The following is a 25,231-nucleotide window of genomic DNA, read 5'->3' on the forward strand; positions in this document are numbered from 1 at the left end:
ACGAGAACAGATGCGAACGAGTGTCAACCTATCGGAGGCGGAGAACGACGGCGCGACGCCGACCCAAAGGCTCGTCAGACCGTGTACTCGTCTTCGCGGAACTGGACGTACTTGCCGTTCTTGAACTTCCGCTTGGCGGTCTTGTACTTCGTGACTATCTTCGCGCCCGTGAGTCCCGACCTGAGCTTGTACTTCAGCAGGCCGCTCTCGTCTTTCCCGGCCAGAATGTCGCTCGCGGCCGAGAACGCCTTGTCCCAGTCGTCGGGACCGTAGTCGGCCACGATGTCGGCGAAGGTGACGTTCCGGACGATTTCGTCGCCGATGGCGTCCTTCCAGCGGTCGTTATAGCCGTCGAGGCGTCCCTTGCCCGCGAGTTCGCCCGCGATTTGGCCGGTCCGGGCCGCGACGTGGTAGCCGCCCTCGTGGAACGCCGAGGTCGTGCCCATCGCGCCGCCCGCGACGGCGATGTTCGCGGCAGTCGGCGACTCGATGGGCCGGGTCGAGGAGATGGGATACGTCTCGGTCCCCTCGCTCTTGCCCCGGTCGGTGACCAGCGGGAAGTCCGCGAGGTCGTACTCGTCGCCGAACTGGCGGTCGAGGAGTCGCTCGATGTACTCGGCGGGACGGGGAATCGCGTCGTCCTCCGGCCTCAGGAGGTCGTACTTCTCGGGGTTCGCCACGTCGGCCAAGTCCATCCCGATAGGCATCGTCAGGCCGACGCGCGCGACCGTGCCGTCGTTCGGGAAAATCCACGGGTACGCGGTCTCGCCGGGCATCACGCCCCACCAGAACTTGAGCGAACTCGGGTCGAACAGCTCCTCGGGGAACTCCCGGTACTCCTGATACGCGATGTGGTTGGCCTCGTTGGGGGCCATCACGTCCGAGATAGGGCGGTCGTCGGGCGAGAACCGGTCGAGCGCCCGCATCGTGACCTGTCGCTGGGGACCGTCGGCCAACACGAGGTAGTCGGCGACGACCTCCTCGCCGTCGGATAAGTGGAGGGTGTGGGTCGGCGACCCCGAGAGGTCGGTCGTCACGTCGGTCACGCCGAGGCCGACGCGGTACTCCGCACCGGCGCGCTCCGCCCGGTCGCGGAGCCAGTCGTCCATCCGGGCGCGGTGGAAGGTGAACCCGAACCCGTCGTACGAGGACTCGATGCCCGTTTCCTCCATGACGGCGGCCTCGGTCGGACCGAAGAACTCGGTCCGCTCCAGTTCCCGGAGGACGACGCGGTCGGGAATCTCGTCGAACGACACGTCCAAAATGTCCACCCAGTAGTCGAGCATCCCGGCGGCGTCGGTCGAGTCCGGTCCCAACTCCTCGCGGTCGGCGCGCGGCACGCCCTTCTCGACGAGGAGGGCGTCGGCTCCTTGCTCGGCGGCCGCACGGGCGGCGGACGTTCCGGCGGGACCCCCGCCGACGATAGCAACGTCGACTCGCTTCATACGATTAGGGTTCCCCGCTGGGTATTAAATGGTTGACCTTCCGATTTCGTGACGGAATCGACGTGGTTTTTCGAGACGTGGCGTCAGAACGACAGGAGTTCCTGCAGCCGAGAGCCGGAAATAAGCCCGAAGCGACGCTGTAACGCCACCGGGACAGTGGTGGCAGCGAAACGACTCGTTCGAGTGGCATCGTCTCGGCCGCGAGTCACGTCGGCAATCGGACTCCGGTATCGGCCACGAGACGAGGCCTGAGCGAGACGACGATGCGACCCGTCGAACTGGGACCTGACGACTCGCCCGAGACCTAAGTACCGAGGCGTCGTACTCCGGTGCCATGCGACCTCGTACCCACGGTCCGGCAGTCGCGGCGGTTCTCCTCGTCCTCCTCGCGCCGGTCGGTCCCGCGGTCGGCGCGACGGGTTCGGCGGGCGCGACAGGTGCCCAGACCGCGACGCCGACCGCGAACGCGACTCGGACGGCGAACGCGGCCCAGACTGCGAACGCGACCCAGACCGCCGACCGAGGAGTCGATTCGCGCGCCGAGGTCGAGGCGTTCGTGGACGCCGCGATGGCCGAGGACCTCCCGGAGCATCACGTCTCGGGGGCGACCGTCTCCGTGGTGAAGGACGGCGAACTCCTCTTCGCGGAGGGGTACGGCTACGCCGACCGCCGAAACCGGACGCCCGTCGCGGCCGACCGGACGCTGTTCCGCGTCGGGTCGGTCTCGAAGCTGTTCGTCTGGACCGCGGCGGCCCAACAGGTCGAGGAGGGCGACCTCGACCCGAACGCGAGCGTCAACCGGTACCTCGACGAGGTTCGGATTCCCCGGACGTACGGCGAACCGGTCACGCTCGAACACCTCGCGACCCACACCGCCGGGTTCGAGGACAGCTACGAGGGACTGGCCGTCGAGTCGCCCGACGACCTGCGGCCGCTCGGCGAGGTGTTACGGAACGTGCCTGCCCGCGTCCGACCGCCGGGCGAGGTCACGTCCTACTCCAACTACGGCGCGGCGTTGGCGGGTCACATCGTCGCCCGACGGGCGGACACGACGTTCGACAGCTACGTCGAGAACCGAATCTTCGCGCCGCTGAACATGACCCGGAGTACGTTCCGGCAACCGGTCCCGGCCGACGTTCCGGGTCGGCTCTCTGAGGGCTATCGCTACCGGAACGGGCGGTTCGTCCGCGGCGAGTTCGAGACCATCGGCACGCCGCCAGCGGGGTCGATGAGCGCGACCTCGACCGACGTGGCGAAGTTCATGCTCGCGCACCTACAGGGCGGCCGGTACGGCGACGCGCGTCTCCTCTCGGCGGAGGCCACCGCCGAGATGCACCGCCAGCACTTCACCAATCACCCCGCGCTGAACGGGATGGGCTTCGGCTTCTACGAGGAGAGCCGAAACGGCGTGCGCATCGTGGGCCACGGCGGCGACACCGAACTGTTCCACTCGGGGCTGTGGCTGTTCCCCGAGCGCGACCTCGGGGTATTCGTCTCCTACAACAGCGTCGGCGGGGCGCAGGCCCGAGGGGAGTTCTTCGACTCGTTCGTGGACCGCTTCTTCCCGGCCGAGGGCGAGGGAACCGCCGACCCGGCGACCGGTCCCGTCGCCGTGGACGGCGGGGGCGGCGACGGCGGAGCGAACGACGGACGCGCCGCCTCGACCCCTCCGCTCTCGACGTTCACCGGCGCGTACCGCTCGACGCGACTGCCCTACAGCGACTTCACGAAGATAGCCGGAATCGGCTCGGACTTCCGGGTGCGCCGCGCCGACGAGGGGACGCTCGTGACCTCGGTTCCGGGGCAGGGAACCCGGCGGTGGGTTCGGACCGGGCCGACCGTCTTCGAGGAGGTCGCTGGCGACGACGAAATGGCCTTCCGGGTCGAGGGCGGCCGAGCAACCTACGCCTTCTTCGACAGTCGCCCGCCGGTGAGCTTCGAGCGCATCGCCGTCTGGGAGACGACGCTCGCGCAGGGCGGCGTGTTCGCGGCCGCGCTCGTCGTCCTCCTCACCGGTCTCGTCGGGTGGCCGCTCGCGGCGCTCTGGCGGCGGTTCCGGGCGTGGCGACGACGTCGGAGCGGGCGGGAGCGCGGTCCCGCGAGCGCGGACGGAAGCGCGCGGGGCGGCAGAAGCGCGGACGGCCGCAGGCGGTCGCGCGGCGGCGGTCGAGCCAGCGACGGCGGCGCGACGCCGACCGGCGGACCCCGCGCGGCCCGGTGGCTGGCCGGGTTCGCTGGCCTGCTCGCGGTCGGCTTCGTCGTGGGGTTCCTCGCGCTCGTCGCGACCAGTCCCAACAGCGTCGTCTACCGCCCGGCGAGTCTGGAGGCCCTCCTCGCGGTGCCGCTGGTGTACGCGGTGGCGGCGCTCGGCGTCGTCGCGTCCGCGGTCCTCGCGTGGACCGACCGCTACTGGGGACTCGTCGGCCGGGTTCACTACACGCTGGTCGCCGTCGCGGCGGTGGTCCTCCTCTGGCAACTCTCGTACTGGAAGCTGTTGGGCTACTGGCTCTGAGGCCCGGCCCGGTCGGCCGTCCGCCGGAACCGATAGCCCAGCGCGAACGCCACCGCCGGAATCGCGACGTACGAGACCAGCGAGACGCCGAGGAGGTAGACGGTGACGGTCTCACCGGTCGTGCCGAACGCCGGGAGGGGCCACGGGAGCGTCCCAGTGCGACTCATTTCGCCGACTACTGCGGACCGGACCAGCGCCCGGAGCGCGTAGCCGCCGACGACGAGGAGGGCGAGACCTGCGAGCGGACCGAAGCGGCGAACGTCGTCTCTCACACTCGCCCGATTCGTGTCGGAATGCTAAAATACTGGCGGTCGGACGAGCGTCGCTTACTCGTCGGGGCGATGGGGCCGACTCGACCCGTCGTCGGGGTCCACTTCGAGGTACTTGGCGAACAAGTCCGCGACCCGCGAGTAGGCGTCGAGGACGTTCTCGCGCTTGAGGAACCCGTGGGGTTCGTCGTCGTAGGTCTGCAGTTCGTGGGTCTTGCCGTGCTTCTCTAGCTCGGCGACCAGTTGCTCGGACTGGCTCGGGGGGACGCGCACGTCCTCCTCGCCGTGGAGGACCAGCAGGGGCGCGTCGATGTCCGGGACGTGACGGATGGGGCTAGCCTCTCGATAGTTGTCGATGTCGGTCGCGGGGTAGCCCAACTCGCGTTTCATCAATCGCCAGCCAACGTCGTCCGTATCGTCCATGAACGTCTCGTAGTCGTAGACGCCGTAGAAGGCCGCTCCGGCGTCGAAGCGGTCGGTGCGGCCCAAGGCGTTGACGGTCATCAGCCCGCCGCCCGACCCGCCGTAGATGCCCGCGCGGTCGCCGTCCACCGCGGGGTAGGCGTCGGCCAGCGCGTCGGCGGCGTTCACCACGTCGTCCAAGTCGCCCTCGCCCCACGCGAAGTCGTTGCGGTTCCGGAACTCGCGGCCGAAACCCGACGACCCGCGGTAGTTCGGCTCGATGACGGCGAATCCCTGCGCGGCGAAGTACTGCGCGCGGTGGTTGAACTCGTAGCCGTCGAAGGCGGTCGGGCCGCCGTGGGGGTGGACCAGCAGGGGAATCGAGTCGGGGTCCGCGTCGTCGTGGCCCTCCGGCAGGTAGACCATCGCGTGAATCTCGACGCCGCCGGTCGAATCGTAGATGATGCTCTCGGGGCGGACGAATCTGGATTCGAGTCCCGCGGGCGGTCGCCCCGCGACGCGCTCGTCGGTCGTGAGGTTGCGGACTTCCGGGGGTCTGGTCGGGGTCGCTTCGACGGCGAGAACGTCGCCGTCGCGCCACTCGGGGAAGTAACGGTCGCCCGGTTCGTCGGTCAGGGCGGTCTCCTCGCCGGACTCGACCGCGAGGGTCCGGACGTGGACCTCGCCCTGCCGGGTCGCCGTGAACGCGAGGAGGTCGCCGTCGGAATCCCACGCTGGCGCGCCGAGGTCGGTGCCCGACTCGGCGAGCAACTGCTCGGGTTCGGCACGGTCCGGTCCCGCGAGGTAGAGCGCGTCGTAGCCGCTGGCGTCGTGGACGAACGCGACCTCCTCGTCCTCGCTTCCGGGCCGCGGCCGGGGCGCGTAGGCGTTCACCGAGTCGCTGGCGAAAATCGGCTCGACGGTTCCGTCGCGGTCCACGCGGACGACCTGACTCGCGCGGTCCGAGAGGTCCCGGTGGCGCATCCGGACCGCGTAGAGAGCGTCGTCGGCCCACCGCGGGTCCTGATACAGGTACTCGTCGTCGCGCAGGACCTCGACGCGGCGGCCGTCCGCCGAGGCGACCGCGAGCGCGCCCGGCGAGCGGTAGTCGGTCACGAACGCGATTTCGTCGCCGTCGGGGGAGAACCGAGGGTGGGAGTCGATGGCCTCGTGGGCGGTCACGCGGGTCTTCTCGCCGGTCTCGACAGCGACGGTCCAGACCGAGAGGCCGTCGTCGTCCTCTCCGGCGTAGGCGACCGACTCGCCGTCGGGGTGCCAGTCGAACCACCGGGGGTCGAGGTGGGTGTAGCGTTGGGCGAGGAGACCTCTGCTCGTGAGTTTGCGGGTCTCGTCGCCGTCCTTCAGGTAGAGGTCGGTGCGATGCTCGCGGGAGGTCGCGTAGGCGAGGCGGTCTCCGTCGGACTCCTCGGGTTCGGCCGCGACCTGCTCGGCCATCTCGGCGGTGGCGGCGTCGGCCAGCAGGTCGTCGTGTCGGGTCTCGCGCAGGTCGCGTCGATACATGAGCGTGGTATCGAGTGACGTGGGTTTAGGTGTCCGGGTACCGGCGACCCAGCTATTTTGTCGATAGTTTTATATTATTACAAACCATTTACTAATTGGGTTGTAACCTATGAGAAAGAAATTAATCATCGCGGTTGTCGCACTCGGACTGCTGTTCGGCATGACCGGACAGGTCGGAGCGGTAACCACGGACGTTACAGATAATCAGTCGAACAAGGTTTCGCAACTTACTACCCCTCTACAATCATCCGATTCCATATCTGATGGCGGAGGCGGTGGTGGCGGTGGTGGCGGTGCTGCCTGTTGTCTCGGCGGTGGTCTTGGCGGTGGTGACTCTTTCAGCGATAACACCTGAAAATAGTAGCTTCGAACGCTTCTCGTCACGACGAACACGGCTCAGAAACCGTTTTTTGCACCGGCTCATTCCTTGATTTTCAGACGATTCTACCAAATAGCGAGCGGTCAGGGTACTTTCGAACCGAAATCCTGAAACCCGCGCTTTCGGACTGTCGTGGTGTGCGAGCAATCGTCAATGGTACGGTTCACACGGTGGCGGAGCGCGGAACTATCGACGGCGGCACTGTTCTCTTCGAGGAGGGCGACATCGCGGCGGTCGGGGCTGGCGACGAGGTGGAGGTCCCGGACGACGCCGAAGTCGTGGACGTAGACGGCGCGCACGTCACGCCCGGACTGATAGACGCCCACAGCCACGCCGGGATGGCCGAGTGGGGCGAACCCGAGGACGGCGACTTCAACGAGGTCTCGGACCCGGTGACGCCGCAAGTCAACGCCTTGGACGGGTTCCACCCGCGCGACGACGAACTGAAACACGCGTTTCAGGGCGGCGTGACGACCGTCTCGGCGCGGATGGGGAGCGCGAACGTCGTCGGGGGCATCATCTGCTCGATGAAGACCTACGGCGACGTGGCCGACCGGATGCTCATCCGGGAGGACGGGATGAAGGCGGCGTTCGGCGAGAACCCCAAGCGGTTCCACGGCGACGAGAAGGACCGCCAGCCCTCGACGCGGCCCGGCGTCGCAGCGACGCTCCGACAGGCGCTGATGGAGGCCGAGGACTACGTGGAGCGCCGCGAGAAGTCGCGCGAGGAGGGCGACCCCTTCGAGCGCGACCTCGGGATGGAGAATCTGGCGCGCGTGATAGAGGGCGACCTACCGCTCCGAGTCCACGCCCACCGCGCCGACGACATCGCCACGGTGTTCCGCATCGCCGACGAGTTCGGCATCGACGAGTTGTCCATCGAACACGCGACGGAGGGTCACGTCCTCGCCGACGAGTTCGTCGAGCGCGACGTTCCGGCGGTCGTGGGACCGACTCTCTCGTCGGCGAGCAAGTACGAACTCCGGAACATCACCTTCGAGACGCCGGGTATCCTCCACGAGGCGGGCGTCAAAGTCGCCATCCAGACCGACGCGCCGGTCCTGCCCCAAGAGCATCTGGACGTGTGCGTCGGTCTCGCGGTTCGGGAGGGCCTGCCCGAGGAGGTTGCCCTGCGAACGGTCACGCGCAACCCCGCCGAGATTCTGGGCGTCGAGGAGCGCGTCGGGACCATCGAGACGGGCACCGACGCCGACCTCGTGGTGTGGGACGGGCCGATGTTCGAACTGGACTCGGACGCCGAGCAGGTGTTCGTGGAGGGTGAGCGCGTCTACGACAGCGAGCGCGACGACGTGGACCCGCGCGAGGAGTACGCGTGGTAGGATACTGAGTAGGAGGTATATTATTGTTGCTCTAACAATTCTACGACGTTACGAAAGAAATTTCTACCATTCCCCAACGCGTGCGGGCGCGGCCCTCGTGGCCGCGCCCTTCCGCGCGAGGGCCGAGTAGCGCAGTCGGAGCAAAGCGGAGACGAGCAACGCAGGCGGTTGGGGAGGACGTGGCCGTCGCGGGTGCGGTGGCGGTTGCGGTCAACTCCTTTTTGTCGGCGATAACGCGGTTCGCGGTTGCTGTACGGTTCGTGTTCATGTTCGCAGTGCAGTCTGCTGTGGCGGTCGCAGTGCGGTCCGCTGTGGTGGTGCGGTCGAGACGGATTGTCGTGGAGTTCGCTGTCGCGATACCGTCGCGTCTGTTTCGAGTCCGTAGACGAACAGTATTTCCCCCTTCCGCGACCTACTATCCGGTAACACGCATGAGTCGGAGTACGCTGACCACGTTGGGGTCGGTCGCCGAGCGCGCCATCAGGTACGGCATCGTCGCGGTGTTCGGCGAGGGGTTCCGCCGTCGGAATCCGGGCGCTATCGTCAACGCGGTCTTCGCGCTCGCGGCGACGTTCCTGCCCGACGCTGTCGAGCGCCTGTACGGCGTCGAGTTCCGGCCGTGGCAACGAGTCTACGCCGGAGGAGCGATGCTGGCCCACGCCGTCGGGATGCTCGGTCCCTACGACGACACGTGGTGGTGGGACCACGTCACCCACACGCTCTCGACCACGCTGTTGGCGGGGTTCGTCCACGCCGCCGCCGATAGGCGGGGTCGGGACCCCGCGCCGCGGGTCCTCGCCGTCGTCGTCTTCGCCGGACTGTTCTGGGAACTGCTGGAGTATCTCATCCACGCGGTGTCGCGCCGTCTCGGTATCGAACCGATTCTGGTCTCGTACAGCGCGCAGGACACGCTGTTAGACCTCGTGTTCAACATGGTCGGCGCGACGCTGGTGTTGGTGTTCGGGGACCGACTGCTGGCGAACTTCGACTCCGAGTCCGACTCGTAGAACCTCGGGAATATAACTGCTCTCGACCGTCGCCGCTACCGGAGCCGTCCCTCCGAACTGCCACTCGTTCGAAAATACTATACGGTAGACATGGGCAGGTGGTGGCATGAGATGGTCTCTCTTTCTCACGGTCGTCCTCCTGTCGTCGCTTCTGGTCCCCGCTGGCTACGCCGCGGGCCAGCAGGCCGACCGCGCGCGGACGGCGACCGTCGAGGAGGTTCGAGAACCGACACGGACCGAGTGGAACGTGACGGTGAACGAGACGGAGTCGATACCTAATCGCCTCGACTCGTCTGGCGAGTTCGTGTTCGTCGGCGGGGCGAGTTTCCCGTCTTCGGGGCCGACCATTTCGCCCGCCGTTCACGTACTCATCGGGAACAACACCACGAACCTCGCGGCGAGTAAAGTCGTCGCGGACGCCGAGTGGAACCAAGATAGCAGCAAGCGGTTCGACGGTCGAGCGGTCGACGAAACGCTCGTCGTCCGGTACGGGCGGACGATTTCCGCCGTGGCGAAGCGCGGCGGCGAGTGGAAGCAGTTCGACCTCGGCACGCTCGACGGCCAGTTCGAGACGATGTTCGCGACGGATTCGGCCGTGTTCGTCGTCAGTAAAGCCGGTATCTGGAAGTACGGTGTCGGGACGGAACCGACCGAACTGGCGCGCTACGACGCCGAGTACGAACTGGAGAGCGTGGACTACGCCGACGGGACGATAACGTTCGAGACGTTGGACGACACCGATTGCGAAGCCGACGGCGCGAGCGGTTGCTCGGGGGAAATCGGCGACGGGTCCCGGTACGGTGCCTTGGACACGGACCTGAACGAGCGGTGGACGCAGTTCGTCGCCGAGGAGTACGTTCTCACCGAGCGAGTCGGTGATTTGCTGGTCACGAACCCCGGAAGCAAGGCCACGTTCTACGCCCGTGACGTGGCGACCGGGGAACCGGCGTGGACGTGGGAGGCTCCGAACAGCGGTTACATCGCCGAACGGATGGGGGCCGACATCCGCTTCTGGACGAACCACAACCGCGAGTTCGTCGTGAATCCCGATACCGGGAACGTGCGGTGGAGCTACCACAACGACGATATTCTCTACGACAGTCCGTCTCGGGTGCTGTTGCACGTCGATGGCGAGTACGTCCTCAGAAACCGCTCCACCGGCGAGGTTCTCGCCCGACACGCCGGACCGGAGCCGCCGAGGTTGGACTCGTGGAAGTGGGACAGCGTCGCAACGATAGACGGCGGGGCGTACCTCTCGTTCACGGTGGACCCGGCACCGACTCGCGTGTTCGTCAACACGACGACCGGCGAGACCGTGACAACGTTCGACCCGCCGAAGCGAGTCGCGACGGCCTACGAGAAGGCCAAGGAGGTGTCCGACGAGTTGCGCTATCTGACGTACACCGCCGAGACGATGGGACCGCCGGAAAGCTTCCGGATGACTGTCCTGATTCGGGGCGAGACGAACACCTCCGACCTCTACAAGTCGAGCGTCTTCGTCCGCCCGAGTGACCGCGAGTGGCTCGAAGTCGAGGGTGCGCCCTCCAGTAGCAATTTGGCTATCGGGGGGATGGTCCAGACCGACGGACTCCTCCTGTACACGACAGTCGATGAGCTGTCGGATTCCGAGGGCGTGAACCGACGCGAGTCCATCCGCGTCAGAGACCTGAACGGGACCTACCTCGGGCGGGCGTCCCTGTACCGGACCGACCGCGGGAAGCCGATGGCCGAGAGCAAGGAGATACCGGGACGCACGCTGGACAACCAGTACAACCAGAAGCTGACTCGGGGGAACTATCAAGTCGAGATGGCCGCCAACGGTTCGACGGCCGAAGTGCTGTACGTCGAGCCGTACGGCCACGAGGGCGACCGACGGAAGGAACTCCGGTTCGGAATCGAAGAAATCTCGCCCGATAACGCGACCGCGAGCGTCGAGGTCGCGTGTAAAGACGGGCAACCGCGGGCGGTGTTGCAGAATCCGGCGTCGATTCCCCTCGTGTACTCGGTCGGCGGCGACGAGACGGTGACGGTGCAACCCGGCGAGTCGCGGACGGTCGAACTCGCGGGCGGCGAAGCCCACGAGTTCGACGTGCAAACGACGAGCGGGCACTCCGTCGGAGTAGAGTTCGCGGTCTCCGGAGCGGTCTCGGTCGAAGACGGTGACACGGTCGTCGCGGACTGCGGTCGGGAGACTGGGAAAGCGATGGCGGAATCGACGACCGGCGAAGCGCCCCCGGAAGACGGGGCGTCGGAGACGGACGGGTCCGTGCCGGGATTCACCGGGCTGTCGGCGGTTCTCGCGCTACTGACGGTGGTCTGTCTCCGACACGCCGTCGAAAAGGAAGCCTGACCGAAGTCGCTACGCCAGCCAGTCGTCCGGCTTGGTGTCGTAGTCCACTTCGGTCGCCGCGATGTCCTCGACTTCGGTCCAGTCCAAGTCCTCCATCGTGAACTGCTCGCCGTCGTAGCGCAGGAGCTTCCCGACCTCCTCGGGTTCCGGTTCGCGGTCGCGCCGCCGGGCGATTTCGGCGTCGCGGTCGTCCACCTCCTTCACGATGGTCTTGAGGTTGACCGGGCGACCCCAGAGGTCGAAGACGCGTTCGAGGGTCCGCTTGGCCTGCTCTACGTCCAGCATCACGCCGTTGTAGTGGTGGCCCAACAGCAACTCGTTGCGGTTGTTGTAGTTGCCGTCGTACACCGCGATGGTCGGCTTGCCGAAGTTGGTGAACTGGAGCATCAGCTTCTTCTTCACGTCCTCGTAGTCCGTGCTGGCGACCCGGTAGTCGCCGGTCGTCTGGCTGAACTCGTACGTGAAGTACTGGTTGTCCGTGACGAACTCTTGGGTGAGGAAGCTGTCGAGGAAGGTCACGTCGTTGTTGGACTCGCGGACCTCCCGCATCTTGTCCCAGCCGGTGGTGTAGTCCACGTCCGCGACGGCCTCCTCGACCGACTCGAATCGCGCGTCGTCCACGATGTAGCGGGCGTACTGCTCCAAGTCCTGCTGGGAGACCGACCGGAGGAACCCTCGGTTCTGGCGCTTGCACAGCGAGAAGTGACGCTCCGCGAGACCCTCGTAGGTCAGGACCTTCCACGGGTACTCTTCGAGGTCTATCTCGCCGTCCTTGGCGCGGGCCAGCATCTCCTCGTCCACCTTCTCGGGCGCGAGGGCGTCGAGTTCGTCCAGATTCTCGGGGTCGATGCGGTCGATTCGCGGGTCGGGTGCCAGCAGGTCCTGCACCTGCTCGAAGTCCACGGTGTCGTGGAAGTTGCGCCACGTGATTCCCTCGGTCCGGAGGAGCTTCCGACAGACCTCCCGCCTGTTCTCGGTGTTCTCGATGTACTCCCACAGCTCCTTGCCGAGTTGGTAGGGGTTCAGCCCCGGCGAGTTCAGCACGCGGGCCTGATGGTCGGCGTACAGCAGGAACTCGTCGTCGCCCGCGAACGCCTCCTCGCCCATCATGACCGACTCCCAGTAGGCGGCCCACCCCTCGTTCATGACCTTGGTGAGCTTCTGAGCCGCGAAGTAGTACGATTCGGCCCGGAGCATCTCCAGAATCTCCTTCTGCCACTCGGTCATCTCCTCGGCCTTCCCGGAGTCGTCGTCGTAGGCCTTGCCGTGGTCCCGGAGGAACGCGAGTACGTCCATCTCGGGTTCGTCCAACTCGCCCGCGTCGGCCTGCTCGTCCATCCACTCCTCGTCGAAGACTTGGCGTTTCACCTCGTCGCTGAGGTCCATCTCGTCCAGCTTCTCGGCCAACTCGTCGTCTATCTCGTCGTCGTCGGCATCGTCTCGGCGCTCGAACTGGCGCTTGAACGGTTCGTGCTGGTCGATGTTGTCTTCGAGACACAGCACGCTGTCTATCCACTGTTCGACCGCTTCGCGGTCGATTTCGGGGTCGGACATGTACTCCTCGATGCGCCGGGCGTGGCGTTCGAGCATCGCCGCGGCGTCGAGTTGCTCGGCGAACATCCGGTACCAGCGGTTCTTCGCGAAGAAGTCGGCGTGGGCCTCGACGTGGGTGATGACCGCCTTCTGGTCGGCGACGGCGTTGGACTCCTGCAGGAAGGCGTGAGACGGGTCGTCGTTGATGACTATCTCGAAGGCCTTCCCGCCGGTGTACTGGCCCTGCTTCTGCTGGCGGTCGTACTGCATGCCCCACCGCCAGTGCGGGTACCGCTCTTGGAAGCCGTTGTACGCGATGAGTTCGTTCATCTCGTCGTAATCGACCACCCAGTAGTTCACGTCGTAGGGGTCCAGCCCGAGCTTGTGGGCCAGATTCCGGGCCTCGTCGGCCGGTTCCTGCAACGGTTCGGCGGCTTTCTTGGTTCGGGGTCGCTCTCTCATAATCGGGCCTCCGCGGTGTGCGTCGGCGTGCGTTGTCGGGTCACGATTCGGCCTCCGTGCTGAGGATTTCGTAGATGGCGTCGGTCACGTCCTCGGGACTGTTGACGTAACTGACCGCCACCTCGTTCGACTCGCCGAAGTGGTCGTCTACCTCCTCGGCGTGGGTCGCGTTGATTGCCTTCCCGTCGGGTTGGGTCTCGACGTAGGCGTGGAGATTCGCCGGAATCTCGTCCATCAGCGGGATGACGTTCTCGCTGGTGTCGTTCCGGGAGTTCTCGCTGTCGCCCGCCGCGAAGACGTAGCGGTTCCAGTCGGTCCACGGGTACCGCTCGTCCAAGATGGCGGCCGCGAGTTCGTACGCCGACGAAATCTTGGTGCCGCCGCCCGACCGGATGCCGAAGAACTCGTCGCGCTGGACCTCCCACGCCTCGGCGTCGTGGGCGATGTAGACGAACTCGGCGTTGTCGTACTTGCCGGTCAGATACCAGTCCAGCGGCGTGAACGTTCGCTCGACCAACTCGCGTTTCTTCTCGCGCATCGAGCCGGACACGTCTCGGATGTTGACGACGACGACGTTCTTCTCGCGCTCCTCGATAATCTCGGGGTAGCGGTACCGCTCGTCTTCCTTCCGGAAGGGGACGTGGGTGATGCCCTCCTCCTTTATTTTCTGGGCAGTGCTTCGGCGAGTGACGCTCTCCTCGACCTCCTCGATGGAGTCGTAGGTCGTCCTCTCGTCGTCGGGAATCTGGCGGTAGGCCTCTTCGAGCCAGTGTTTCGAGACGTTGATGCTGTTCTCGCGCGCCCACGAGAACGTCTTGTCTGGCCCCCAGCCGTCTATCTTTAGGACTTCTTCGAGGAAGTCCGGGTCGAAGTCCATCGCCAGCTTTCGCTTCAGGCCCTCCTTGAACATCCGCTCGAAGTCGAGGGTGGAGTCCGGGCCGGTCCGAGTCATGTCGGTGAAGTCGCCCTCCTTCTCCTCGATGACCTCCTTGCCCTTCGGTTCGAGGTCCAGCCCAAGCTCGTCGTCTAGCTCCTCGGCGAACTCCTCGGGGTCCATCTCGTAGTAGTCGTGGTCGCCGCTCTCGTCGCCGGGGTCGCCCTCCTCGTCGCCGTCGCCGGGTTGGGGCTGTGGCTCGCCCACGGGGTCGCCCACGTCGGGTTCGCCCTGCCCGATGCCGCCCTTGTCGCGCTGGTCGTAGGCGAACTCCGGCAGGTCCACGATTTTGATGGGGATGTTTATCTCGTCGGGCAGACTCTGGCCGAGGTCGCCGTACTGGATGAAGTCCGCGAGGTCCTCTCGCTTGGCCTCGCCGACCTCTCGGTACCGTTCTACGTCGTCTCTCAGTCCCATTTGTAACTCACCTGACTCATGACGTGTTGGCTGGTCAACTCGGCCGACGCCTCGCTGTAGCCGAACATCTCCACGAGGTTGTCGATGGTCTCGGCTTTCACCGCGGCCGTTTCGGTGTTGCCGGGCGGGTCGGCCCACTGGTTCGGGTCGAAGTCCTCGTACACCCGGCGCACGTCGTCCCAGTCGTAGTTCGCCAGCACCGTCTTGATGATGGGAATCTCCTTTGGGTCGATGTCGGCCGCCTCGAACCCCTCGTCGCGGTTCTCCCACGCGTGGCGGTTCAGCGCGGTGATGACCTTGTTGCGCCGGAACTCCTCGACCGCCGGAGTCGGCGCGTGGTCGCCGTCGTAGCTCTCGGGCGAGAACCGGCCCAGATGCTCGGTCTCGAACACCTTCATCTTCAGCGGGTCGGGCTCGACGCGCTCGCCGCGGTCGTTCTCGACGCGCTCGTCGGTCGCCCACGCGTAGACGTGTTCGATGTACTCCTCGACGGTCTCCTCGTCAACGCGCTTGTCGGCCATTATCGCGTCCAGCACGTCCTCCTCTTGCTTCTGGAAGACGTGATTCTTGACCGGGACGAGTCGGTTCTCGTACTCGGTGCGTTCCGCGGTCGAGAAGACCGGCGCGCCGGTCAACTCCTCGGCCATCGCGTTCAGGATGTCGCGGGGCATGATGACCTCCTCGACGGCGTAGTCGGCGTGTGCGCGCTCGCTCTCGTCGTTCAGCAGGTCGGCGATAACGTCGCGGGTGTAGGTCACCGGAATCCCCTGCTCGCCGTCGTCGGCGTCGTCGTCGAAGTCGAAGTCGTCGGCGTCGAGGCGGTCGTCGCCGTCCAGCAGGTAGCCCCGGTCGAACAACTTGGCCTTGTCCACCAAGTCGAGTCCCGCGGGCACGTCCTCGCCGTCGAGGCGCGTCACGACGCTGTAGAGCGCGGCGGCCTCGATGGCGTGGGGCGCGAGTTCGCGCTGCCCGACGCCCGCGCCGCTCTCGTCGTTGCGGACCTGCACCGAGAGCGGTTCCCGAATCAGGGTTTCGAGTTCGTCGTAGCTCTCGGCCTTCCACACGTCGGTCTCGTTGGTCAGTTCGCGCCGGATGAGTTCGGCTTCGAGACTCAGGTTGGTGAGGTACTTGAAGCGTCGCCGGTCGAGGCGGCGCTTGAGCGCCTTCAGCGGGTCCGCGCCGCCCGCCTCGGCGTGCTGATTGAGTTGGGCCTCCAAGTCCGGGTTGGAGATGATGAGGAGTTGCGTGTCGATGTCCATCTGGATGCCCTTGTCCAGTTTGACGGTCTTCTCGTCGGGGACGTTGAGGAGCTTCTGGAGCAGGTCGGCGTGTTGGGCGGCGTCCTCCACGATGGTCAGCAGGCCGTTGCCCTGCGAGAGGACCCCGTCGTAGCTGAACGCTTGGGGGTTCTTGCGCCCGCGGGAGTCCAGTTCTTGGAGCATCCCGCGCATCCACGACCCGACGAGGCGTTCTTTCGGCGGGCCGGAGTCCTCCGAGTGGAGGACGCCGATGCCCGTGCCGATGTCCACGACGTAGTTCTTCACGCGGAGGTGATTCGGGTCGGTGATGGCGCTGAACAGGTCGTCCTCGCCGGTTCGGCGGTACTGCTCTTCGAGGTAGTCGTAGGCCTCGCGGCTGAAGGGGTCGAGCGCGCTATCGACTTTCAGGTCGATGTGGTCCTCGACGCCCTCGTTGATTCGCGCGAGGATGTCCTCGCGGACCTCCTCGGGAAAGACCGTCAGGGGGTTGGTCTGGACCGGACTCGGGAACCAGTTCTCCTCGTCGGCGACCGCGCGCTCGTCGCCGTAACTCAGGCTCCGGGCCTCGCTCGCGCTGGCGATGTTCCACTCGACGGTGTACCGGCGGCCCTCCTCGGTCTTCGAGAACTCCCGGAGTCCGTTGACGAGACACCGCTTCAGTTCGGACTTGCCGGTCGCGGTCGGCCCGTCGAACCAGATTATCTTCTCGGCCTTGCCGCGCTCGGCCGCGATGGAGCGCAGGTCGTCCACGAAGGCGTTCAGGACCTCCGTGTTGCCCAAGATGGCGTGTTCGCCGTCGTTGTGCGGGTCGTCGAAGAAGACGTACCGCTCTTTCTCGTCGCCCTCCTCGACGACGGTCCGGGTGCCCATCGACTCGATGGCTTCCAGTAGGTACTTGCTGGCGTGGGCCGCGACGGTCGGGTTCTCGAAGGCCTCGTCCACGAAGTCGGCGAGGCCCTTCGGCTCCTCGTAGGTCTCCCGGAGTTCGCGGTCGGCCGCCTCGATGAACTCGTCGCCGTCGGGCGTCTCGTCGGGGCGGGAGGACTCCTCGCGGCCGGTGGCGTCGCGGCCGGTCCGGTCGTCGTGGCCGGTGGCGTCGCGGCCGGTCCGGTCGTCGTGGCCGGTCGCCACGGTTAGTCCTCCATCTCCGCGCGGGCCACCTCGGCTCCGGCGAACTCCAGCACCTCCTTCGCGCCCTCGCGGGAGTAGCCTTGATCGACGAGCGCCTCTATCCACGCGTTCTGCTCGTCGTCGTCCATCTCGTTGGACGAGACCAGCGCCGAGAAGTTGATGTTGTGCTTCTTGTCCTCCCAGAGCTTGCGCTCCAGCGCGCGGCGCAGGCGGTCGTTGTCCTGCGGGTCGAAGGGCGAGCCTTCGCGGGCGCGACGGGAGACCCAGTTGCTCACTTCCTGCCGGAAGTCGTTCTTCCGGTCGCGCGGGATGTCGAGTTTCTCCTCGACGGCCCGGAGGAAGCTCTCGTCGGGTTCCTGCTCGCGGCCCGTGAGTTCGTCCTCCACGGTGTCGTCGTCGATGTACGCCATCACGTGGTCCATGTACTTCTCGCCTTGGCGCTGAATCTCCTCGATGTCGTAGGCCAGCGCGTGGCGCACGTCCTCGATGGCGCGGTCCTTGTACTCCTCGCGGACCATTTCGAGGTAGCGGTAGTAGGTGTCGAAGTTCTCCTCGGGGATGGAGCCGTGGTTTTCGAGGTTCTCCTCGAAGTGGTTGAACACCGATAGGGGACTCAGGAACCCGCGGTCGCGGTGGGTCGAGTTCATGATGGCCTCCGCGATTTCGTCGCCGATGAACCGGGCCGAAACCCCTTCCATGCCCTCGCCGATGTCGGCGGACTCCTCGCCCTCCTCGCGGAGCTTCTTCACGTCCACGTCCTCGCCGTCCTTTATTTCGCCGTTGTAGGCCTTGACCTTCTGCATCAGGTCCACAGTCTCGCTGTCGGGCTCCTCGATGCGGGTCAGGACGCCGAACAGCCCCGCCATTTCGAGGGTGTGGGGCTCGATGTGAACGTCGGGCACGTCGGCGTTGAACAGCATCTTCCGGTAGATCTGGGACTCCTCGTCGTATTCGAGGACGTACGGGAAGTCGATGCGCTTGGTCCGGTCGTTGAACGCCTCCATCTTCTCGTCGCCCTTCTTGTCCCGGTACTCGGGCATGTTCGTCCGGCCGACGATGACTTGGTCGATGTCGATTCGGGGGTTGTTCTTCGGCTTGATGGTCTGCTCTTGGGTGGCGTGGAGGAAGTCGTAGAGGAACTCCCGCTGGAGTTTGAGTAGCTCCTCGCCGCTGAAGATGCCCCGGTTGGCGTTACAGAACGCCCCCGAGTAGTCGAACGCGCGGGGGTCAGACTCGCCGTAGATGGCGATTTTGCTGTAGTTCACGTCGCCGGTCAGCTCGGTCTCGTCTTGGTTCTTCTTGTCCTTCGGCTCGAAGGTCTCGACTGCTTGGCGCTTGTTCTCGTCGGCGGTCAGGCGGACGACCTCGACGTGGTTGTCCAGCACCTGCTTGATGTCGTCGTCGTAGTGAGCCAGCAGTTCGTCCATGTAGAACGCCGACGCGGGGTCGAGACTCTGCTCGTTCTGGATGGTGTAGGGCGCGTCGAGATTCTCGTTCAGGTCGTCGACGACGCGCTGGCGCTGGTCCACCGGGAGGAGAACGAGCGGGTCTTGGTTCATGGGCGACCGAACCGTGTCGTCGGCCGGGTCTTGGTCGTGAATCACGTCACAGAGGTTCGTCCACCGGTACGTGTACATCCGACCCTCGTCGCTGAGGGTGTAGTCCTCGAAGTAGGTCCGGACCTGCCGGTCGAAGTCGGACTTGCCGGACCCGACCGGACCCAACAGGAGCTTGATACGCTTCTCCGGGCCGAGACCCCGCGCGCCGGACTTCACTTTGTTCACGAACTCGTGGATTGCGCGGTGAATCTCGTGGCCGTAGAAGGTGTTCTCGCCGTCGTGAAGCGGGTCCTCGGAGGCCAGCAAGTACTCGACTACCCCGGCCTCCTCGTCGTACTCGGTGCCGTAGTAGTCGAACATGTCGGCGACCCGCTGGTGGGCGTTTCTGGCGATTTTGGGGTCCTCGTACACCTCGTCGAGATACCAGTCGAAGGATTTGGTCTCGCGGAGGTCTTCGGGCATCGATTCTTGGTACCGCTGGCTGAGTTCTTCCAGTGATTCTGTCATCGTATCACGTGTTTCGTTGGGAGAGTCGCGAGAGCGCGAACGGCTGACCGGTGGTTCGGGCGGTCCGCGATCGGAATATGTGGTAGTCGTACACGCACAAAGAGGTATCGGCCAGTCCGACGACTGACAGTTTCTGGCAGTCTCGGCGCTGTCCATGCCAATTGCCCCTTCCAACCCCGTCGGTCCCGCTCGTTCGCGGGACGCTCGCGTGCTGGCCGTTCATGTGCGTGCCATCCCCACACCTCATTCACTGCGACGGGACATCGGAGGGCGACAGGATTCGGGCGGACGTGAATGGGTATTGGTAGGTGTTATCGAGTACCGCGTGGGTCGGTACCACCGATACTATTTAATAGATGGGATGAAGCGATATATAATTGTTGGCTCGTTGCAAAAAGCTGTTAAGATGAATTAATAGTATTGAAAACGACGACTGACGCGGGAGAGCGACATCGAGCTATTCGTGGTACGTGGTAACTCCTAACAGGTTTAAGTTCGATTCGCCCGCCTCTCCTACTCGGATGCCGACATCTCCGTACCGCCGTATCCGCTTCGGCCCTCCTCGCGGCGAAAAATCACGCGATGGGGGCGAAAACGTCGGTCCAGATTTTGAACAGAAGCCAGAGTACGCCCAGCACCGTCTCGACGATCACGAGTATCTGGAACCAAGTGATACCGTCGCTCGATGGGGTAGTTGGATTCGTCATGTAGCTGGCGCTCTCCGTTTCGGTCATTTCTGTCACTCGATACCGACACAAAACGCGGTCGTCTGGAACCCTCCGAGTAGTTTCCGCCGGAGGCGACGATTAATCCTTGACGAGCGAACTGATATACCTGTCGCCGGTTACGACGTTCCACACTCTCGACCGGTTTGGCGAATTCGTCCGCGGAGACCACCGCCGCGGGGTTCACTGCCAACGAGTGCGCGCCCTCTTTATATATCGCCTCGTGAACCGGTCGCCGTCGGTCGATAGCGACCGGTAAGGCTTCTCCGACGGCGACCGGCAAGGTCTTCCCCGACAGGACCGAAACGAGGAGTATGAGCGACGGCGACGAGTCGAGCGACGCCGATTCTCCCGAGACCGGCGACACGGAACCCGACCTGCCCGAGGAGTGGACGGTCTGGAACGACGAACCCGGCGGGAGACGAATCCTCGCCTACCGCCCGGACGTGTTCGACGCCGACCAGTTCCCCGCGGCGTGCATGCCGACGCTGTACGTCGCCGCCGGACAGCCCAACCGACCGGCCTCGGAAGCCGAGTACGGACGGACGAACGTCTGGCGCGTCGAGTTCTTCCTCGAACCGGAGGTCGAACTCGTGCCCGCACGCACGCGAGACACGAGAGAAGAGGCGATAGCCGAGGCCCGCGACCTCGCGGCCGAGTTCGCTCGCGGGGAACTGGACTACCGCGGCGCGTATCAGGTCCCCCGCGAGGAGTACCTCGACGAGTTGGACGAGTTGACGGGCCGCGCCGACCCGGAGTGAGGACGAGAGTCTTAACCGCGAGGCCGCCATATCGGTTCGCATGTCTTCCATCACCCTCATCGGAACCCGCCTCGCCGACCCCGGACAGGAGTTCGTCTATCAGGGGGCCTCCTCGGCCTGCGAAGGCTGTCCGTATCGCGACCAGTGTCTCAACCTCTCGGAGGGCGTGCGCTACCGCGTCAGCGACGTGCGCGACGGTGCCCAGACCCTCGACTGCGCGGTCCACGACACCGGCGTCACGGCCGTCGAGGTCGAACCGGTCGGGATGAAGGCCAACGTCCCGGCGAAGAACGCCTACGCCGGGAGCAAGGCGAGTCTCGCCGGGCCGTGTCCCCACACCGAGTGTCCGAGCCACGAGTACTGCGAACCGGTCGGCGCGGATTTCGACGAGGACTACCAGATCACCGAGATTTTAGGCGACCCTCCGCACGACTACTGCATGCTCGACCGAGACCTGACATTAGTCGAGTTCGCGGCGAAAGACGAGTGACCTCTCAAAAATTCCAGTAATGGCGACGGGCCGATTTCGGATTCCCGTCGAAAATCAGTAGTAGATGAATTCGTCGTTGACGAGAACGTACACCTCGTCGGCGAAGTTCACCGATACGTTCGCCGGGTCGGCGGTGGTGGAGATCTCGTCGAACCTGTCACCGTCAAAGTTGACGGTTCCACCGAACTGAATCGTGCCGTTCTCCGATTGGAAGTACGTGTCACTCTCGATGCTCCCGTCTTCGCCCTCCACGTACGCGCTCGGGAACTCAATCTCGTAGTTCTGTGGCCCGGTCGAGGTATTCTTGGGTTCGACTCTGATTACGGTATCGTACGTCGCCGCCGATGCCGAACCGGTGACGCTAGCGAGTCCGGCACTACCGACGGTTGCCGCGGCGATTCCCTTCTTCAGTACCGAGCGTCGGGTTTCGGACATTGCAGTTGGAAATATTACTATCTTAAGTTATAATTTTCTAACTAACAAATTAGTATCTAAGAAAAAATTTTAAAATGAAATATATTTTCTGCCTCTCGTGAGGTGCCGTCGAATCGCTGACCGAAACCTAGATTCTTTGTCGTGTAGCCCGTGTCGGGCGTATGGCCGCCGACGAGGAGACGCCGGACGCCTCGACCTCGGAGGCCGATGCCACGCCGGAGCGAATCGTGGACATCAGCGAGTCGCTCATCCGGTACGTCGAGGTGGTCGCGGCGCTCGTGTTGGTCGTTCTGTTCGCCATCGGCGTCTTCGACCTCGCGTTGCAAATCGTCACCAGCGCCCTCGGCGGCGACATCACCGACCCGCTCGTCGTCGTCGGGTTCATCGACACCGCGCTGTTGCTGTTCATCATCGTGGAGGTGTACCAGACCGTCGTCGCCTACACCCAAGAGAGCGACACCCGACGCATCGTCAAGTTAGTCATCTACACGGGCGTCATCGCGATGGTCCGGAAGGCCATCATCTTCCGGACCGGCGAGTACAGTTCCGAGCGCGCCGCGCTACTGGCCGCGGCCGCTTACACCATCATCATCCTCGGGTTGGCCGTGTTGCTCCTCGTGGAACGGCGGACCGGCAAGTAGGGGACGCCGGGCCGAAGACGACACCCTCGACGGGAAGCTTATTTTAGCGACGGGGCACTACCGTACGGTATGATACCACTCGAAGAGGCGGTGACTGCTCGCCTCGAATCCCACGGCGAGCGGTTCGAGGTGCTAGTAGACCCGGACGCGGCGCTCGAAATCAAGCGCGGCGACTTCGACGGCGAACTCGAGGACGTTATCGCGGCAGAAGACGTGTTCGAGAACGCGAGCCGCGGCGACCGACCCGCCGAGTCGGCGCTCGAGGAGGTCTTCGGGACGACCGACCCGCTCGAAATAATCCCGCAGGTCATCACGGACGGGGAGATTCAGATTACGGCCGAACAGCGCCGCGAGATGCAGGAACAGAAGCACAAGCAGTTGGTCAACCGCATCACGCGCAACGCGGTCAATCCCCAGATGGACAACGCGCCCCACCCGCCCGAGCGCATCGAGTCCGCGCTCGAAGAGACCGACTTCCGCGTGGACCCGATGGAACCCGTCGAGACCCAAGTGGACGACGCGCTCGACGCGCTCCGGCCGGTCATCCCGATTCGGTTCGACGAGGTCACCGTCGCGGTGCAGGTGCCCGCCGACTACGCCGGGAGCGCGCAGGCGAAGATTCGCCAGTTCGGCGACCTCGAACGCGAGGAGTGGCAGAACGACGGCGGGTGGGTCGGCGTCCTCACGTTCCCCGCCGGGATGCAAAACGAGTTCTACGACCTCGTGAACGAACACACCAGCGGCGAGGCCGAGACCCGCATCATCAAAGACGAGGACGACATCAGCATGCGGTAGATGGCACTCGTAGACGTGCTGGCGTACGACCAGCCGGACGGCGAGACCGCGTACCGGGCGGTCGAAGCGGGCCGTGCTGGCGACATCGTCGCCGCCCACGAAGACGAGCTACGGAAACGTCGGCTCGTTCTCCTCGGGTTCGCGGCGGTAGCGAGCGCCGCGGCGCTCGGCTACACGCTGTTGATAGTCCAGCGACCGCTGTTCGGACTGGTCGCCGCGCTGGGCGCGTTCGGACTGACGCTCTATCAAGTGTCGAAAATGAGGCGGTTCGTGCCGAGCGTCGCCGCGGAGGGCGTCGAGCGGCGGGACGCGGCCGAGGAGTACGACTTCGAGACTATCCCTTCCGGAAGCCGAGCAGAAAGCCGCCGGTGAACCCGGCACCGACCGAGAGCGTCGAGAGGATGGTCGTCACCCACGACGGCGGCGCGCCGCCTTGGGCGCTCTCGCTGGCCTTCAGCGCGCCCGCGGTGAGCTTGTTCCAATCGACGGTGAGGATGCCGCGCGATTCGAGGAACTTGAACAGGGCGAGTTCGAGACCGACGATGATGGCCAACAGCTTCGCTATCTTCTTGGCGGCGAAGCCGATGACGCCACCCACGACGGCTCCGGACCCGAATTCGAGTCCGAGTTGCTGGGGGTCGAGTTGCATAGGCAGGAATGGCTCATTGATAGGTTAAGGTTCTTGTGGTAAGATTGGGCGCGCGTTAAACCGACGAGTAGACGGAGCTGAACGACGCTGGGTCTCGAAACGCCGACTCGAGGCGCTCGGCGAAGCGGCCGACCGACGCATGAGTCAACTACCCCACCCTACTCGCTCGCGCTGACGCGCTCGCTTCGTTGAGGGTGGGGCTTGCCGGTGGATTCAACCTCTGACTCTGTGGCAGAGTACGAGACAAATCCTCGGTTCGGTTTCACAGTCCCCGACTTCAGGGCGAGTTGACTGTCGCCCGTCCGCCGTGAGTCATGTCGCCCACGACGGACAAACCGCCAGCCCACGTTCTTCGCCGCGTTATAATCCGCGTTCGCCGTCGCACCGCACTTTTCGCACTCGAAGAAGTCGCGTTCCGTGCGGTTGCCATCACTCGTGTGCCCGCACTCACAACACCGCTTCGACGTGTTCGCCGGGTCAACGTATACGACCTCGATACCAAGTTCGTCGGCCTTGTAACCGACGTACTGGACGAGTTGGGCGTGCGCCCACCGGTGGAATTTACGCTTGCTCGGCATCGAGTCGCGGATGTGGGTCAAGTTTTCGAACGCGATATGCGTGCAGTCGTAGGTGACTGCCTCCGCGAGCAACCGATTCGACACCCTGTGCAGGTAGTCACGGTTGTAGCGTTCTTCACGGTTGCCACGCTGGACGAGCGTGCGATGCGCGGACTCGGTGCCTGTTTCTTGGAGGCCCCCACGCACGCGCTCGAACTCGTGGTGTTCGTGCAAGAGTTCTTGCCCTGACTCGAAGTGTGCTGTACTGGTGACGGCGAGGTTTTCGATACCGAGGTCAACCCCGAGAACTGTCCTGTCCTCGGCGGGAGACTCATCGGCATTGGGTTTCGGCTTACGGAAGCCGAGATGCAAATAGTAGTTACCGTCACGCGCTGTCAGCGTCGATTCCGTGACTTCCCACTCGTCGTTGTCGAGGTATTGGTACTGGTGGCCGTTTTCGTCGTCGGGCAGTACCAATTCACACCGCACTCGACTGTCAGTAGTGGCGAGTGAGACGGTGTTGTCATCGAACAGGGTCATCGTGTTGGCGTCGTATTTCACCGTAGGTGCGGTGAACTCGGGTTTCGAGTAGGTGCGACCCTGTTGTTTGCGTTCATCGACGCCTTTCAGGGCTTGTGCGGCTTGGAAGCACGCAAGAATGGCGTGTTGACTCCCGAGACGTGTCTCGTCACGAACATCGTGGTAGGCGAGCGACTGGAGTTTGCGTTTGCGGGTTTCGTAGTGCTCCCAGCCGATGTCCGTAGCGATGTCCGCACCTATGCGCCACTCGTCGATGGTGTCTTCGAGCAGGTCGGCCTGCTCAGGAGATACGGAGAGGCGTGTTATCGCGGTGCGTCTCAGGTAGCTGTCATCCGCCACAAATTCAAAGAAGAGTTATGATTAGTTAATAGTTGGTGTTTGGCTGTTTGTGAGTGACGCGCTCCTCCCTGCCCTACTGCGTCCTCAGAACGCTTCGCGTTCTGATGTGCGAACGAGAGCGTTGCTCTCATTAACGCTACTCGACCTTCGGTCTGCGTTACTCGTTGAGGACGGGGACTCCGCGCTACCGCACAGTTGAAATGGAATGGGACCGTAGCGTCCGCGTATGGGCAACGTGGCTCGGCGAACCGAGGTGAAGGCCCGGCGAGGTT

At 64.6% G+C, this 25,231-nt stretch carries 20 protein-coding genes; 9 read left to right on the forward strand and 11 right to left on the reverse strand.

What is annotated here, in order from left to right; genetic code table 11:
- Positions 1-74 precede the first annotated feature (74 nt).
- Positions 75-1,445 (reverse strand): NAD(P)/FAD-dependent oxidoreductase, encoded by a 1,371-nt coding sequence (locus EPL00_RS10595; RefSeq protein WP_135852737.1) that lies wholly within the window; start codon positions 1,443-1,445, stop codon positions 75-77.
- 334 nt (positions 1,446-1,779) lie between these two features.
- On the opposite strand from EPL00_RS10595, the gene EPL00_RS10600 reads away from it, so the two are divergent.
- Complete coding sequence (locus EPL00_RS10600) at positions 1,780-3,957, forward strand: serine hydrolase domain-containing protein (RefSeq protein ID WP_135852736.1); 2,178 nt, start codon at positions 1,780-1,782, stop codon at positions 3,955-3,957.
- On the opposite strand, the gene EPL00_RS10605 is transcribed toward EPL00_RS10600, so the two are convergent.
- Together EPL00_RS10605 and EPL00_RS10610 are read right to left on the reverse strand one after the other, a co-directional pair.
- On the reverse strand, positions 3,945-4,229 hold the full coding sequence (locus EPL00_RS10605; RefSeq protein ID WP_135852735.1) for a hypothetical protein: 285 nt from the start codon (positions 4,227-4,229) through the stop codon (positions 3,945-3,947). The two genes, EPL00_RS10600 and EPL00_RS10605, sit on opposite strands and share 13 nt — an antisense overlap.
- A 54-nt stretch (positions 4,230-4,283) precedes the next feature.
- Positions 4,284-6,149, reverse strand: a complete 1,866-nt coding sequence (locus EPL00_RS10610) for a S9 family peptidase (RefSeq protein ID WP_135852734.1) — start codon at positions 6,147-6,149, stop codon at positions 4,284-4,286.
- Between the two features lie 516 nt (positions 6,150-6,665).
- Here EPL00_RS10610 and EPL00_RS10615 point away from each other — a divergent pair.
- The 3 genes from EPL00_RS10615 to EPL00_RS10625 all read left to right on the forward strand — a co-directional run bounded on the left by EPL00_RS10615 (position 6,666) and on the right by EPL00_RS10625 (position 11,225).
- Complete coding sequence (locus EPL00_RS10615; RefSeq protein WP_135852733.1) at positions 6,666-7,868, forward strand: amidohydrolase; 1,203 nt, start codon at positions 6,666-6,668, stop codon at positions 7,866-7,868.
- Between the two features lie 431 nt (positions 7,869-8,299).
- Complete coding sequence (locus EPL00_RS10620; protein ID WP_135852732.1) at positions 8,300-8,875, forward strand: hypothetical protein; 576 nt, start codon at positions 8,300-8,302, stop codon at positions 8,873-8,875.
- 106 nt (positions 8,876-8,981) lie between these two features.
- Entirely contained in the window at positions 8,982-11,225 is a 2,244-nt protein-coding gene (locus tag EPL00_RS10625) for a PQQ-binding-like beta-propeller repeat protein (RefSeq protein WP_135852731.1), read from the forward strand.
- 9 nt (positions 11,226-11,234) lie between these two features.
- Here EPL00_RS10625 and EPL00_RS10630 read toward each other — a convergent pair whose 3' ends face one another.
- The 5 genes from EPL00_RS10630 to EPL00_RS24030 all read right to left on the reverse strand — a co-directional run bounded on the left by EPL00_RS10630 (position 11,235) and on the right by EPL00_RS24030 (position 19,734).
- On the reverse strand, positions 11,235-13,220 hold the full coding sequence (locus EPL00_RS10630; protein WP_135852730.1) for a SpoVR family protein: 1,986 nt from the start codon (positions 13,218-13,220) through the stop codon (positions 11,235-11,237).
- A gap of 40 nt (positions 13,221-13,260) precedes the next feature.
- The gene (locus EPL00_RS10635) at positions 13,261-14,571 is read right to left on the reverse strand and encodes a YeaH/YhbH family protein (protein WP_135852729.1); all 1,311 of its coding nucleotides are present in this window, start codon (positions 14,569-14,571) and stop codon (positions 13,261-13,263) included.
- A complete protein-coding gene (locus EPL00_RS10640) occupies positions 14,562-16,835 on the reverse strand; it encodes a PrkA family serine protein kinase (protein WP_135853225.1) in 2,274 nt (757 codons plus the stop codon). The genes EPL00_RS10635 and EPL00_RS10640 overlap by 10 nt, the downstream gene beginning before the upstream one ends.
- Positions 16,836-16,963: 128 nt before the next feature.
- Positions 16,964-19,027: a PrkA family serine protein kinase gene (locus EPL00_RS10645; RefSeq protein ID WP_135852728.1), complete on the reverse strand. Its 2,064-nt coding sequence runs from the start codon at positions 19,025-19,027 to the stop codon at positions 16,964-16,966.
- Between the two features lie 575 nt (positions 19,028-19,602).
- Positions 19,603-19,734, reverse strand: coding sequence for a hypothetical protein (locus EPL00_RS24030; protein WP_274380992.1), 132 nt, complete (start codon positions 19,732-19,734; stop codon positions 19,603-19,605).
- Positions 19,735-20,066: 332 nt separating this feature from the next.
- Here EPL00_RS24030 and EPL00_RS10650 point away from each other — a divergent pair, with 332 nt between their 5' ends.
- Together EPL00_RS10650 and EPL00_RS10655 are read left to right on the forward strand one after the other, a co-directional pair.
- On the forward strand, positions 20,067-20,513 hold the full coding sequence (locus EPL00_RS10650) for a DUF5820 family protein (RefSeq protein ID WP_135852727.1): 447 nt from the start codon (positions 20,067-20,069) through the stop codon (positions 20,511-20,513).
- Between the two features lie 40 nt (positions 20,514-20,553).
- Positions 20,554-21,003, forward strand: a complete 450-nt coding sequence (locus tag EPL00_RS10655; protein WP_135852726.1) for a UPF0179 family protein — start codon at positions 20,554-20,556, stop codon at positions 21,001-21,003.
- Positions 21,004-21,057: 54 nt separating this feature from the next.
- Here the strand turns inward: EPL00_RS10655 and EPL00_RS10660 are convergent, their stop codons facing one another.
- Positions 21,058-21,438, reverse strand: coding sequence for a hypothetical protein (locus EPL00_RS10660; RefSeq protein ID WP_135852725.1), 381 nt, complete (start codon positions 21,436-21,438; stop codon positions 21,058-21,060).
- A gap of 161 nt (positions 21,439-21,599) precedes the next feature.
- Between EPL00_RS10660 and EPL00_RS10665 the strand changes: the two genes are divergently transcribed.
- From EPL00_RS10665 to EPL00_RS10675, 3 genes are all read left to right on the forward strand, one after another.
- Positions 21,600-22,079, forward strand: coding sequence for a phosphate-starvation-inducible PsiE family protein (locus EPL00_RS10665; protein ID WP_135852724.1), 480 nt, complete (start codon positions 21,600-21,602; stop codon positions 22,077-22,079).
- Positions 22,080-22,148: 69 nt separating this feature from the next.
- Complete coding sequence (locus EPL00_RS10670; protein WP_135852723.1) at positions 22,149-22,874, forward strand: ribosome assembly factor SBDS; 726 nt, start codon at positions 22,149-22,151, stop codon at positions 22,872-22,874.
- On the forward strand, positions 22,875-23,246 hold the full coding sequence (locus EPL00_RS10675) for a hypothetical protein (protein WP_135852722.1): 372 nt from the start codon (positions 22,875-22,877) through the stop codon (positions 23,244-23,246). It abuts the gene before it with no gap.
- Here EPL00_RS10675 and EPL00_RS10680 read toward each other — a convergent pair.
- Both EPL00_RS10680 and EPL00_RS10685 read right to left on the reverse strand, forming a co-directional pair.
- Complete coding sequence (locus tag EPL00_RS10680; protein ID WP_135852721.1) at positions 23,209-23,523, reverse strand: FUN14 domain-containing protein; 315 nt, start codon at positions 23,521-23,523, stop codon at positions 23,209-23,211. The two genes, EPL00_RS10675 and EPL00_RS10680, sit on opposite strands and share 38 nt — an antisense overlap.
- 158 nt (positions 23,524-23,681) lie before the next feature.
- Complete coding sequence (locus EPL00_RS10685; RefSeq protein WP_135852720.1) at positions 23,682-24,959, reverse strand: RNA-guided endonuclease InsQ/TnpB family protein; 1,278 nt, start codon at positions 24,957-24,959, stop codon at positions 23,682-23,684.
- Positions 24,960-25,231 lie beyond the last annotated feature (272 nt).

The sequence above is a fragment of the Halorussus salinus genome (assembly GCF_004765815.2).
Lineage (GTDB): Archaea > Halobacteriota > Halobacteria > Halobacteriales > Haladaptataceae > Halorussus > Halorussus salinus.